The organism is Photobacterium sp. HL06, assembly GCF_059552575.1.
This window is the reverse complement of record NZ_CM183914.1, coordinates 150,887-164,490: the sequence shown is the minus strand read 5'-3', so window position 1 is coordinate 164,490 and position 13,604 is coordinate 150,887. Positions and strand designations below refer to the sequence as shown.

The 13,604-nt window shown below is 53.6% G+C and carries 12 protein-coding genes; 8 read left to right on the top strand and 4 right to left on the bottom strand.

Annotation, left to right across the window (positions count from 1 at the left end; genetic code table 11):
* Positions 1–3: 3 nt before the first annotated feature.
* Positions 4–723: an osmolarity response regulator transcription factor OmpR gene (gene ompR / locus AC51G0_RS00755; RefSeq protein ID WP_265697554.1), complete on the bottom strand. Its 720-nt coding sequence runs from the start codon at positions 721–723 to the stop codon at positions 4–6.
* Positions 724–1,035: 312 nt separating this feature from the next.
* On the opposite strand from ompR, the gene greB reads away from it, so the two are divergent.
* On the top strand, positions 1,036–1,506 hold the full coding sequence (gene greB, locus AC51G0_RS00750) for a transcription elongation factor GreB (protein WP_496300280.1): 471 nt from the start codon (positions 1,036–1,038) through the stop codon (positions 1,504–1,506).
* A 16-nt stretch (positions 1,507–1,522) separates the two neighbouring features.
* Here greB and AC51G0_RS00745 read toward each other — a convergent pair whose 3' ends face one another.
* Positions 1,523–2,407, bottom strand: coding sequence for a LysR family transcriptional regulator (locus AC51G0_RS00745; RefSeq protein ID WP_496300279.1), 885 nt, complete (start codon positions 2,405–2,407; stop codon positions 1,523–1,525).
* A 158-nt stretch (positions 2,408–2,565) separates the two neighbouring features.
* Here AC51G0_RS00745 and AC51G0_RS00740 point away from each other — a divergent pair, with 158 nt between their 5' ends.
* The 7 genes from AC51G0_RS00740 (at position 2,566) to AC51G0_RS00710 (ending at position 12,228) form a co-directional block, all read left to right on the top strand.
* Positions 2,566–2,967 (top strand): RidA family protein, encoded by a 402-nt coding sequence (locus AC51G0_RS00740; RefSeq protein WP_496300278.1) that lies wholly within the window; start codon positions 2,566–2,568, stop codon positions 2,965–2,967.
* Between the two features lie 62 nt (positions 2,968–3,029).
* Positions 3,030–4,478: an aldehyde dehydrogenase family protein gene (locus AC51G0_RS00735; protein ID WP_496300277.1), complete on the top strand. Its 1,449-nt coding sequence runs from the start codon at positions 3,030–3,032 to the stop codon at positions 4,476–4,478.
* A 9-nt stretch (positions 4,479–4,487) separates the two neighbouring features.
* Positions 4,488–5,477: a membrane dipeptidase gene (locus AC51G0_RS00730; RefSeq protein WP_496300276.1), complete on the top strand. Its 990-nt coding sequence runs from the start codon at positions 4,488–4,490 to the stop codon at positions 5,475–5,477.
* A gap of 89 nt (positions 5,478–5,566) precedes the next feature.
* Positions 5,567–7,129 carry a BCCT family transporter gene (locus tag AC51G0_RS00725; protein ID WP_496300275.1) on the top strand — a complete coding sequence of 521 codons (1,563 nt, stop codon included), beginning with the start codon at positions 5,567–5,569 and terminating at the stop codon, positions 7,127–7,129.
* 98 nt (positions 7,130–7,227) lie between these two features.
* The gene (locus AC51G0_RS00720) at positions 7,228–8,937 is read left to right on the top strand and encodes a hypothetical protein (protein WP_496300274.1); all 1,710 of its coding nucleotides are present in this window, start codon (positions 7,228–7,230) and stop codon (positions 8,935–8,937) included.
* Positions 8,934–9,674 (top strand): DUF3726 domain-containing protein, encoded by a 741-nt coding sequence (locus AC51G0_RS00715; protein WP_496300273.1) that lies wholly within the window; start codon positions 8,934–8,936, stop codon positions 9,672–9,674. Before AC51G0_RS00720 ends, AC51G0_RS00715 begins: the two co-directional genes overlap by 4 nt.
* Before the next feature lie 217 nt (positions 9,675–9,891).
* Positions 9,892–12,228 carry a Tex family protein gene (locus AC51G0_RS00710; protein ID WP_496300272.1) on the top strand — a complete coding sequence of 779 codons (2,337 nt, stop codon included), beginning with the start codon at positions 9,892–9,894 and terminating at the stop codon, positions 12,226–12,228.
* Between the two features lie 479 nt (positions 12,229–12,707).
* On the opposite strand, the gene AC51G0_RS00705 is transcribed toward AC51G0_RS00710, so the two are convergent.
* Together AC51G0_RS00705 and AC51G0_RS00700 are read right to left on the bottom strand one after the other, a co-directional pair.
* Positions 12,708–13,169 (bottom strand): ATP-dependent Lon protease, encoded by a 462-nt coding sequence (locus AC51G0_RS00705; protein ID WP_496300271.1) that lies wholly within the window; start codon positions 13,167–13,169, stop codon positions 12,708–12,710.
* A gap of 38 nt (positions 13,170–13,207) precedes the next feature.
* Positions 13,208–13,576, bottom strand: coding sequence for a hypothetical protein (locus AC51G0_RS00700; protein ID WP_496300270.1), 369 nt, complete (start codon positions 13,574–13,576; stop codon positions 13,208–13,210).
* Between the last annotated feature and the right edge of the window lie 28 nt (positions 13,577–13,604).

Here is a 13,604-nt window from a genome sequence, read left to right as displayed (position 1 = left end):
CACTTAAGCCTCGCTGCCATCAGGTACAAAGACGTAGCCTAGCCCCCATACCGTCTGGATATAACGTGGGCGGCTCGGATCTTCTTCTACCATTCTACGCAGACGGGAAATCTGCACATCAATCGAACGCTCCATCGCCGAGTATTCCCGGCCACGGGCCATATTCATCAGCTTATCACGGGACATCGGCTCACGGGCATTGGTAACCAAGGCTTTTAGCACGGCAAACTCCCCGGAGGTCAGCGGCATAGACTCTTCGCCACGGAACATCTCACGGGTGCCTAGGTTCAGGCGGAAATCACCAAATTCAATGATTTTGCTGTCAACACTCGGAGCACCAGGGGCTTCAATCGTCTGGCGACGCAATACAGCACGGATCCGGGCCAGCAGTTCACGCGGGTTGAAAGGCTTCGGCAGATAATCATCCGCACCGACTTCAAGGCCGACAATACGGTCAACTTCATCACCTTTGGCGGTCAGCATCAGGATTGGCAGCATATTGTTGGCATTACGTAACCGACGGCAAATCGACAGGCCATCTTCGCCCGGCAGCATCAAGTCCAGCACCATCAGGTGGAAAGTCTCACGAGATAATAAGCGATCCATCTGCTCACCGTTCGCCACGCTACGCACCTGGAAACCCTGCTCCGACAAATAGCGCTCCAACAGCGCACGCAGGCGCATGTCATCATCAACAACCAGAATTTTGTAATTTTCCTGCATATCTCACCTTACCTGCATCGATCGTGTTATCGAGCTCTGAACGGAGTTTACTCGACCCTCTCCAACCTGAAGCTGAATTCTGCCGCTAAAAAGTCGCCAAAATTGTTACCGAATATGTCCGGCCATTCCTGATTATAGTACGGCAGCGAAATCAAAAATCTGCCAGCTTCAAGCTTATCACTCACTAAATTACCTTAAATTCAATCAATTATCCAAAACGGCTCACCGTCACCCCATATCCTGATCTGACTTATTGACGCCATCAACAAAGCATTAGATGATTTGGTTTGTATTCAGGTTCAGGACAAGGCAATGAAAACCAACTTAATCACGCGCGAGGGGTACACCAAGCTCAGAGAAGAGCTCGATTTTCTCTGGAAGGAAGAGCGCCCTGAAGTCACCAAAAAAGTGACCTGGGCTGCAAGCCTGGGCGATCGCAGTGAAAATGCCGACTACCAGTACAACAAAAAGCGCCTGCGAGAAATTGATCGCCGGGTGCGCTTTCTGCGCAAGCGCCTCGAAATTGTCCAGGTGGTTGACTACTCTCCCCAGCAAGACGGCAAAGTGTTCTTCGGTGCCTGGGTCGAGATCGAAAACGATGACGGCGAAACCAAAAGCTTTCGCATTGTCGGCCCAGATGAGATCTATGGTCGCAATGACTATATCTCCATAGACTCCCCCATGGCGCGGGCGTTGCTGAAAAAAGAAGTCGACGATGAATTTGAGGTCAGCACCCCGGCAGGCAAGAAGGAGTGGTTCGTCAACAGCATCCGCTATCGCTGATCGTCGACAGCCGCCGTTAATCCTCCCGGACTAACAACTGTTCGCAACACAGAGCAAAGAACGCATTAGCCGCTGGTGAGATATGACGGTCATGCAAGCGGAAAATACCTATCTGCCGTTCCACTTTAGGATCGTTCAACGGCCGCCAGACCAGCGGTGTGTCAGCATCAGGAAAGGCCAATTTGGGCAAGGTCGTGACACCAATCCCCAGCGCCAGTACCGAGAACAAGGACGTGATATTTTCCACCGTGTACAGCGCGCTTTCAGTCAATACCCGAGCAGGCGTCGGGGCCAGCAGCTTGCAAGTACCATTTTTAATAAACGGATACGCCGTGATCTGGCGCCACCCGACCCCATCAGTTAACTCGGCAATAGGGTGATCATGCAAGCACACCACCCCCAGCTGATCTGACAGTAATGGCGTAAAGTCAATTCGCTCATCATTGACATGCAGGCAGTTACCCAGCGCCAGATCGACCTCGCCGGCCAACAGCCGGGCTTCCACCCCGGCGGCATTATCATCGACCAAAGATACTTCCACCTGCGGGTAACTGGCACTGAACAGCGCCAGCACCTTGGGGATCAGCTTCGCGGCCACCGACGGCACACTGGCAATCCGGACCTGTCCCTGCTGACCGATGGCAGCCGCGCGCAAGTCACTGTCCAGAGCCTGGTAGAGGCGGAGAAACTGATCAACCTTCGGCAGGCAAACTTCGCCATAAGGTGTTAGCTTGGCTTTATGACCAGACTCAAACAGTGGCTGGCCAAGGATCTTCTCCAGCTCTTTTACCGACGTCGACAGCGCGGCCTGAGAGCGGTTCGCCTTGGTTGAAGCCGCCCGAAAGCCACCTTCCTGAACGACCAAAGAAAAGTGCTTCAACTGCTGTAGCTTCATATCCATCTTATTTGCCTCCTTGATACCTACAACATGATCTATTCGCCGCTCCTTTTTGATAAAAAAAACTTATCAAGTGTCAGAAATAAACCATTCGATTTATCATCTTATTATGTGCACTATTTAACCACATTGAAACATTCTCGTTACATTACAGGTGAGATATGTCAGCCACATCATCAAAAAAATCCGTCCGTACCGCTCTTTTTGCCTCAAAAGCCCCTTTGGAGTGGGCTGTCGTCAACAACGGAACCCTGTACACCGCCCAGATCCCAATAGACCAATCCGGCAGTGTCGTTGATGGTGGGATCGAAGCCCAGACCCGCCAGACCATGGATAACCTGGTCCACACCCTGGAGTGTGCCGGTGTCTCAACCGATGCTGTCCTGCAGGTACTAATTTATGTGACCGATCGCAGCTACCTGGCCACCGTCAATGATGTATACGCCGACTATTTCAACGCCCCATACCCCAACCGTGCCGCCGTCGTTGTTGCCGGCCTGGCTCGGGAAGAAATGCTCGTCGAGCTTGTCGTTTACGCTGCCGTCAATGACGAAGATGCATAAGCAGAAACATCGATTTATCAGAGCAACTGAATCAGATAACGCATTATTTCAAGGATCGTCCCATGACATTTAACGCAGAAAAAGCCCTCTACATCGCCGGAGAATGGCAGTCCGGCACAACAACTATCAGCAACATCAACCCTTCGGATATTACCCAGAACCTAGGGGAGTTTGCCCAGGCCAGCCAACAGCAAGTACAACACGCCATTGAGGCCGCCAAAGCAGCGCAGCCAGTGTGGGAAAAAACGCCCCTCGAGCAAAAACAGAAAGTACTGCAAGCCATTGGTGACGAGCTGATCGCCCGCTGCGATGAACTCGGCACCTTGCTTTCAAGCGAAGAAGGCAAACCCTTTGCCGAGGGCCGCGGAGAAATCTACCGCGCCGGCCAGTTCTTTCAGTACTACGCCGCGGAAGTGCTGCGTCAGATGGGTGACATTGCCCAATCAACACGTCCGGGAGTCTCTGTTGAAGTCAGCCGGGAAGCGGTCGGTGTGGTGGCTATCATTTCACCCTGGAATTTTCCGACCGCCACTGCCGCATGGAAAATCGCTCCGGCACTGGCATTCGGCAACAGCGTGATCTGGAAGCCGGCCAACCTTACCCCTGCCAGTGCCGTTGCCCTGACTGAAATCATCCACCGCCAAGGCCTGCCAGCCGGCACCTTCAACCTCGTTCTAGGTAGCGGATCAGAAGTCGGCAACACCTTAATCAACTCTGATCAAATCAATGCCGTCAGCTTCACCGGATCTGTCGACACCGGACGCAAGGTGGCAGCTGCAACGGCTCCTAACTTCGTCCGCTGCCAACTTGAGATGGGCAGCAAGAATGCCTTGGTCATTGCCGATGATGCCGATATCCAAACTGCGGTTGAGGCAACCATCATGGGATCCTTCTCAGGCGCAGGCCAGAAGTGTACCGCCTCATCACGACTGGTCGTGCTCGACAGTATCCACGATGCCTATGTCGATGCGTTAATCAAACGCATGAACACGCTAAAAATCGGTCATGCACTTGAAGACGGAGTCTTTATGGGCCCGGTGGTCGATGGCAACCAGCTTCAATCAAATTTGGACTGGATTGAAAAAGCTCGCCAGCACGGTGCCGAATTAGCCTTTGGTGGCGAAAAATTAAGCCTGGAACACGATGGCTACTACATGGCTCCGACCCTGTTTCTCGACACCCAGAACCAATGGGATGTTAACCAGGAAGAGGTCTTTGCCCCTATGGCGAGCGTGATCCGTGTTGCCGACCTGGATGAAGCCATCGCCACGGTTAACGATACCCGCTTCGGCCTAACCGGCGGCATTATTACCCAGAGCCTGCGCACCAGTGCCCTGTTCAAGCAGCAAGCGCAAACAGGTTGCGTGATGGTGAACTTGCCAACAGCAGGCACGGATTACCATGTTCCGTTTGGCGGCCGCAAGCAGTCTAGCTTTGGTCCACGCGAACAAGGCCAGTACGCAAAAGAGTTCTACACCATTGTAAAAACCACTTACCAGCGCCCTTACTAAGGAGCTTCTATGTATCAGGAACGCATCATTATCGATGGTTTGCAGTACTGCAACTGGGATCGCACTTACTTCGAAACATTGAAAGCAAGCGGCATTACGGCAGTTCACGCGACTGTGGTTTATCACGAAACAGCACGGGAAACATTAACGCGCTTTGCTGAGTGGAACCTACGCTTTGAACAAAACAGCGATCTCATTATGCCGATTATGGACATGAACGATGTTGAGAAAGCCAAGGCAACAGGGCGAGTCGGGATTTTCCTTGGCGCACAAAACTGCTCACCGATTGATGATGAAATCGGCCTGATCGAAGTCATGCGCAAGCAGGGGCTGCTGATCATGCAGCTCACCTACAACAACCAGAGCCTGTTGGCGACGGGTTGCTATGAACAGGAAGACAGCGGCGTCACCCGCTTTGGCAAGCAGGCCATTGCCGAGATGAACCGGGTCGGGATGATCATCGATATGTCGCATAGCGCCGAGCGTTCAACCCTGGAAGCCATCGACCTGTCTGCCCGCCCAATCTGTATCAGCCATGCCAACCCGGCCTTTGCTCATGATGCCCTGCGTAACAAATCGAACGAGGTCATCAAGTCATTGGCCAGCCGCGGCGGGCTGCTGGGCTTTAGCCTCTATCCGTTTCACCTGCCAGACAGCAGCCAGTGCTCACTGGAGCGCTTCTGCCAGATGGTTGCAGATACGGCTGACTTAATTGGGGTGGAGCACCTCGGTATCGGCAGCGACCTGTGCCTGAACCAGCCGCAGGCAGTTCTGGAATGGATGCGCAACGGGCGCTGGTCAAAATCCATGGACTACGGCGAAGGCTCGTCCAGCAATGCGGGCTGGCCTGATGCGCTGCCCTGGTTTAGCGGCACCAAAGGGATGGAAAATATCTATAACGGCTTGTTGAAACAGGGGTTCAGCGAACCAGAAACCAGCCAAATCATGGGTGGAAACTGGTTCAGCTTCCTGCAAGACGGCCTGGTACCAGCCCAATAACTGACCGACTGCCTATAACAATAATTTCAAGCAGGCCTTAACCCTTATGTTTTTGCCCATACAAATCCGATAACGTCTGGAGACATCGTATGTCCGACATCATGAATACAGCAAAAGCACAGCCTATCACCGGGCTGCAAACCACATCAGACAAACTGGGGCTGAAGAACCCGGTACTATGGCTAAGCGGTGGGTTTATTGCCCTGTTTGTCGCCCTCGCCCTGTATGACAACGCCCTGCTCTCAACCTTCGTCAACACCGGGTTTTCCTGGTCGGTGACCTTTTTCGGCCCTTACTGGCAAATCCTGTTGCTGCTGACCTTTCTTATTGGCCTGGCCCTTGCGGCTGGCAAGACCGGCCATGTAAAGCTGGGCAATTTAGACAATCCGGAAATGGATAGTTTCCGGTGGCTAGCTATTTTGCTCTGTACCCTGCTCGCAGGTGGCGGGGTATTCTGGGCCGCCGCCGAGCCGATTGCCCACTATGTCAGCCCGCCGCCGTTGTATGGTGTGCCTGATAGCCCGTGGCAAACTGCGATCAATGCCTTGTCACAATCGTTCATGCACTGGGGTTTTCTGGCCTGGGCCATCACCGGCAGCCTGACAGCTATCGTCTTGATGCACCTGCACTATGACAAAGGGCTACCACTGCAACCACGCACTCTACTGTATCCGTTACTGGGTGAGCGCGCGCTGAAAGGGGCGGTGGGCAACACCATCGATGCCTGCTGCATCATTGCCGTTGCTGCTGGCACAATCGGCCCCATTGGTTTCCTTGGTCTGCAAATCAGCTTCGCCCTGAACTCGCTATTTGATATTCCCGATGGCTTCACAACCCAGTTCATCATTATCCTTTTTGCCATCGCGATCTACACCCTGTCGGCGTTGAGCGGGCTAAACCGCGGGATCCAGATCCTAAGCCGCTGGAACATTATTCTGGCAGTTGGGTTAATGGCCTACCTGTTACTGGTTGGCCCGACGGGCTTTATTATTAACGGCTACCTGCAAGGCGCCGGCGCAATGCTCGACAACTTTGTCCCGATGGCCACCTACCGGGGTGATGAAGGCTGGCTCAGCTGGTGGACAGTATTCTTCTGGGGGTGGTTCCTGGGCTACGGTCCGATGATGGCCATCTTTATTTCCCGTATTTCACGCGGCCGTACCATTCGCCAGCTGGTGATGACCCTTAGCATTATTGCCCCGCTCATCACTTGTTTCTGGTTCACCATTGTTGGCGGCTCCGGGATCGCCTTTGAAATTGCCGACCCAGGCTCTGTCAGTAAAGCCTTCGAAGGCTTCAACCTGCCGGGCGCCCTGTTAGCTATTACTCAACAACTGCCGTTCCCGTTAATTGTTTCTATCCTGTTTCTGATCCTGACGACAATCTTCATCGTTACCACCGGTGACTCGATGACCTACACCATCAGTGTCGTGATCAGCGGCGAGACAGAGCCTAATGCTTTCATTCGTACATTTTGGGGGGTAATGATGGGACTCACTGCACTAATCCTAATCTCCTTAGGCTCGGGTGGCGTTTCGGCGCTCCAGTCCTTCATTGTCATTACCGCGGTCCCCGTTTCATTAATCTTGCTGCCGTCATTGTGGGATGCCCCGAGGCTGGCATACAAGATGGCAAAGGAACAAGGCTTATAAGCCACGTTTTACTACTAAGGTCGGGCAGCCAACCGGGCTGCCTTCCATAATAATAATGAGTCCTTGCTGGCTCAAATAACTTCAATATGGTGAGCAAAATGGATGCACATCTTTGTACTGGAACCCAATCACAATTACGTCACCCGGATACAGTTATGTCTCCGGAACGGCTAGGCGCAATGCACCAAACGCGGATCAGCTTTGTCAGAAGCCTGATCCGCCGGATGGCCAACCAAGACTGGCAAGTTTCTCAGCATCGCTGGGCATTGTCTGAACTCGGTTTTGGCACCGCTATTTACCGTCTACAAACGCCAGAGCACTACTATCATCTGGTGGTCTTTTCCGATGCCATTGCCGATGAAGAACGTAATGACCGCGTTATCGCCGAAAAGTGGGATGTCACCTTTGCCTTAGTGCAGGGTGATGTTGACGACACGTTGTTGGCCCAGCTACAGAGCAATGTGCCGCTCCAGGAAGCCGGCCGGAACACCAGCAAGGTACTGGTGCTGGCGCGTGCCAATAAGAGTGTCCGGGTCTTTGACCATCTGGTCGAGTCCCTATCCCAAGGCCAGCAACCTGACAGCCAGGTGCTCGCCAATGTCGGCTACATCCTGCGTACCACCGCCGTTTACGGTAACGGCAAGTTTGGCATTGCCGATTTTGAGATCTTGCAGGACAACCACGATTTCAACCTCTCCTTCAGCGCGCAAATGTGCGCCGTCTACATGCTGCGCCAGTTCAGCCTCGACTGGATCCACTTCCTGGCCAAACAGCAAGGTGGCGAGCAGGCCATCCAGCTGGCACGCCCCCTACAGCGGTATTTAGGGGTGGGCAATGCAACGGGCCTGGGCATGGCCCCTTACCTTATCAACCACCCCCGCATCGTTGACCAATGGCTGTCAGAGCGGGAAAAGGCGATTGCAGCTGTAACAGGGAAGCCGCTTACCCCTGCTAGTTGTGACGCGATCATCCCGCTGCTCCGGCGCGCTTGTTTGCACTTGCAGCAAGTGGTCACCATTGACGAGCACCAACAGGCATTGAACCACCAAGCTGTCAGCGAACTCGAAGCGGTGATCAACACGTTACCCTCTGCCGTGGAGCAACACTGGCACTGGGGGCAATGGCTGGAACATAACCAAGACTACAGCTACGAGACCCAGGAAGTAGCCCTTGCCTGTTTGCTAGAGCTCTATCCCGATGACGTTGATCACTTTGAGAGCACCATGAATGCCGATGAGAACTTAGCGCTCACCCCCGGTATTACCATCCGTGATGTGCAGGGGGTATTAGCCACGCGTTATCGCTGGGCACTAGACATCGACTTTACCCAGCCGGAAAACACCTATTGGTTCTGGTATCGGTCGGAAGATAAAGAAGAACCTCGGATGGGCATTAGGGGCCAAGAACCAGGCGAAGATCGCGAGCTCGGACTGGATATCGCCCGCCAGGTTTATCAGCTAAACCAAGCGCTGGCCGACATACCTGCCAATCACACATTGGCTGAATTTCTGCTGCAGCAGCCACAATTTCGCTCAATCGCCCGCCGAGTCTGGACGTTAGGCCACTGCCCGATGGGTGATATTCAAATGAATGTGCTGAACCAACATGCCCTGCCGATGCATTTACTGCGCTGCAAGCTGGCGATGTTTGGTGCCACCAAATTTGACCCGCGTTCTGATCGCTGGGTACGGGTCACCTTTTTCCAGGGTGCTCCCCTGACAGATGAAATTCATGACGGTGAATGGCTATTCCCGCTATTGCCCGCTGCCGACACCAACTCAACATCACAGCCGGAGGGCAACGCATGATGCAAGTCTCACACAATGAACTGGTGGTACTGACAGGTAAAGCCTTTGCTGGTATGCGCCGCAGCTGCGGTGAAGCCGATATGATTGCCAACATGGTGGTCGATCTGGAGATGGTCGGTCTCAACGGCATAGAACATTTCGTCAAGGCCCTGGATTTCCTGCAGCAAGAGCGCGATTGCCCGGTTGATGTCGAAGCCTCATCATCAAGCCTTCTCACCGCCAATCTGCATGGCTGTAGCATTCTATGCCACCTGCCGACGCTGCTTGATTACACACTAGAAAAACTGATTCACAGAAAGGCCATCACCCTCAATATTCAGCACTGCCATAACCGTTGGTTGGCCTTCGGCGAGCTGGTTAAACTGGCTGCCAAAGGGCTATCGGTGAAAGCCACCTGGCACAACGGCCACGATCCTAAACACATCGTCTATGTGCTAAACAAAGGCTGTATCAATCCGGAGTTATTTGTCTCTGCCCAGCCAGCGCCGCAATCAGAAGACCTGCATAGCTTGAAGATTGAAATCAGCACCCAGGTCATCGCATTGCCCGCTGCCACGGAGTTCGATCACCACATCTCTTCGCAGAGGCTGGCCGAAACCCAGGCGCAAGCCTGGCAGCAGGGCATCGCCGTCGATAAAGCACACTGGCAACGGATCAAGCAAGCCGCCGGAGCAATCTTAGTCGAGTCGAGTGATACCTCCCGCCGTGGCGCCGGTGAGTCAGAACCTTCTTTGTAATTAGTCACCCGCCGTATCACGGGTTAGCGCCTCCATTACCGCTAACTCGTGAATAAAACGCCCCTTTTTCCATCCTGCCAATAACCACATCGCATTCTTCCCATTCAGTGCCTACGATTAACGGGGTCACTGACACACTCTTAACAGATCACACCTTGCCACTCCCCCATTCCTCCGTAGAATGGGCGGGTTAACGACAACCAAGAGATACCAACGGATGAGCAACGCTATTAACCAGATGATTGCCAGCGAGCTGAGTGTTCGCAACGAGCAAATCACAGCAGCAGTCACTCTGTTAGATGACGGTAACACGGTGCCATTTATTGCCCGCTACCGTAAGGAAGTCACTGGCGGGTTGGATGATACCCAGTTACGTAATCTGGAATCCCGCCTCGGCTACCTGCGCGAACTGGATGATCGCCGTAAGGTCATCCTCAAAGCAATCACCGAACAAGGAAAGCTTACCCCTCAATTGGAAGCTGAAATTCATTCAGCCGACAGCAAAACGCGCTTAGAAGATCTCTACCTGCCATACAAACAAAAGCGTCGCACTAAAGGCCAGATAGCCATTGAAGCTGGACTGGAGCCCCTTGCCGATACATTGTGGCAGCAACCAGCCAACGATCCCGAAGCAATAGCGACGCAATATATCAGCGCAGATAAAGGCATTGCAGATACCAAAGCGGCACTGGATGGCGCCCGTGCCATTTTGATGGAACGATTTGCCGAAGATGCAGCCCTGCTGGACAAAATCCGCCGCCAGCTACAAAACAACGCTGAGCTGACATCCCGCCTTGTCGATGGCAAAGAGCAGGAAGGCGCAAAATTCAAAGACTACTTTGAATACAACGAGCCACTGAAAAATATTCCGTCGCACCGTGCTCTGGCGCTGTTCCGTGGCCGTAACGAGGGCTTCCTGCAGCTCTCGCTCAATGCCGACCCACAGCAAGATGAAGGCGTTCGCGGCTCTTACTGCGAAGTCATGATTGCCGACCACTACGGTGTGACTCTCGGCACCCAGCCAGCAGATACCTGGCGCAAACAAGTGATCAGCTGGGCATGGCGTATCAAGATCCTGATGCACATGGAAACCGAGCTGATGAGCGCTCTGCGTGAAAAAGCCGAAGACGGTGCCATGCAGGTGTTTGCCGATAACCTTAGCGATCTGCTGATGGCCGCACCGGCAGGTCCACGCACGACACTGGCACTTGACCCGGGCTTACGTACTGGCTGTAAAGTTGCCGTGATTGATACTACCGGTAAGCTGGTTGATATCGCGACGATTTATCCGCACCAACCGCAGCGGCAAGTCGCTCAATCTGAATCCACTGTATTGGCTTTGTTGAAGAAGCATCAAGTAGATCTGATTGCGATCGGCAACGGCACTGCTTCACGTGAAACAGATGCCTTTGTTGCCAAGTTACTCAAAGACAACAATCTAAAAATTCAAAGCGTGATGGTGAGCGAAGCGGGTGCATCCGTTTACTCGGCATCGGAACTCGCTGCAAACGAGTTTCCTGATCTGGATGTATCCATTCGTGGTGCGGTTTCCATTGGCCGGCGCTTGCAAGATCCACTGGCAGAGCTAGTGAAAATCGACCCTAAAGCCATCGGTGTTGGCCAATACCAGCACGATGTTAGCCAAAGCATGCTGGCGAAGCGTCTGGATGCGGTTGTGGAAGACTGTGTAAACGGCGTCGGTGTCGATGTAAATACGGCATCAGCCGCTCTACTGACTCGCGTCGCCGGTTTAACCAAAACCATCGCGCAGAATGTCGTGGATTACCGCGATGAGAATGGCCGTTTCGAAAGCCGTACAACCTTGAAAAAAGTCGCTCGTCTAGGGCCAAAGGCTTTTGAACAGTGCGCCGGTTTCTTGCGTATCATGAACGGCAAAAATCCATTGGATAGCTCTGCCGTTCACCCTGAATCGTATGCGGTAGTGAAAGCTATTGCTGCCAATAATAGCAAGCCGATGGATGCAATTATTGGTAATACAGACTTCTTGCGCAGCCTAAACGCAGCGGACTATACCGATGAAAAATTTGGTCTGCCGACCGTTACTGACATCATTAGCGAGCTAGACAAGCCTGGCCGCGACCCGCGTCCGGAGTTCAAGACCGCCACCTTTGCCGAAGGGGTAAACGAGGTCAAGGACCTGATCCCGGGCATGGTACTGGAAGGGGTGATCACCAACGTCACCAACTTTGGTGCCTTCGTCGATGTCGGTGTGCATCAAGACGGTCTGGTCCACATCTCCGCCCTGTCCGACAAGTTCGTCTCGGATCCGCGCGAGGTGGTGAAAGCCGGTGATATCGTCAAGGTGAAGGTGATGGAAGTCGACCTACAGCGCAAGCGGATCGGTATGTCGATGCGCCTGAGTGACGAGCCGGGACAAGAAAAGCCAGCCCGCAAACCACAAGGCCAGCGTCAGCAACCTCGGGAACAGCGCCAGCCGCGTAGCAATGGCAACCGAGGCAACAACAGCCAGGGCAATAACGGTGCAATGGGCGGCGCCTTCGCCGCTGCCTTTGCCAACGCCAAGAAGAAGTAGAAGCGTGAAGCGTGAAGCGTGAAGCGTGAAGCGTGAAGCGTGAAGCGTGAAGCGTGAAGCGTGAAGCGTGAAGCGTGAAGCGTGAAGCGTGAAGCGTGAAGCGTGAAGCGTGAAGCGTGAAGCGTGAAGCGTGAAGCGTGAAGCGTGAAGCGTGAAGCGTGAAGCGTGAAGCGTGAAGCGTGAAGCGTGAAGCGTGAAGCGTGAAGCGTGAAGCGTGAAGCGTGAAGCGTGAAGCGTGAAGCGTGAAGCGTGAAGCGTGAAGCGTGAAGCGTGAAGCGTGAAGCGTGAAGCGTGAAGCGTGAAGCGTGAAGCGTGAAGCGTGAAGCGTCGCAGATGGTAAAAATTAAAAAGCGAGAGTCAACATGAACTCTCGCTTTTTGTTTTTGGGTCCTTGGGCCTGCTTTTCCAAAGGCCTTAGAACCGCTCTTCCTCGCTTCCCGAAGCGAAGCGCCCCCGGAGCGAAGCGTCACTCGCCTCTTTTACAATACGACCAAATACTCAGTCGGCGGATTCGGAATCGTTGCCTGCGCATAACGGTGGGCGACGACCCCCTTGGTACGCTCAACCTGGCTGATTTTCTCCAGCTCCTCGAGCAAGTCCCGCGGCAACTGAATATGCATGGCATAACCCAGCTCGCTGACATCCGCCATATAGCTATCTGCCGACAGCGCCTTGACCAACTGCTCAAAGTCCTCTTGGTAACCATACTGTTTCTCGGCAACAGGAAGATCATGATAGTCAGGATGCTCGCTAGGATCCCAAGACGGCTTCTTGAGCTGCTTCTCGTCACTACTGAGCGGTTTCTCCCGCGCAGATTCGGCGGTTTGGGTAGGAGGGACAATTTTTTCACGTACGCGATTATCCCGCGCGACCTGTTCGGTTGGCGGGTTCACTGAAGGAGCTACCGTCGGTGCTCCTGCCTGTACGGGGGAAACTATCATGCTGACGCACTTCTCCGGACATCAGCTGATGGGGTCAATCAGGCAATTGCTAGCACTACCGTCGCTACCGTCCCCAAGGCTGACAACACTTGCCCTGCGGTATAGAAATCATCGGTATTTTGCTTCACTTCATCAGGGTGGTCCATCCCTAACGCGCCATAGGCAAACGACTCGGCGAGCTTCGTCGATTGGGCCGTACCATCAGCCTCTGTTTTCTGTTTGCCCGCGTCTGCCGCCTGCATACGTTTCGCCTCCTCGGAGAGCGACACGGTGCTTTCGCCGGTTTTCACGGAACGGGTTTGATCAGCCGTCTGATTCCCTTCATCAGCCTTGGCTGAAGCTGCAGCTGACGCTTTTAGCGTCGCTGGCGAATAAGCAGTTGTATTCGCAACACTTCCTACTGTCATTATGGCCTCTCTCTGTCACAGAGCAACT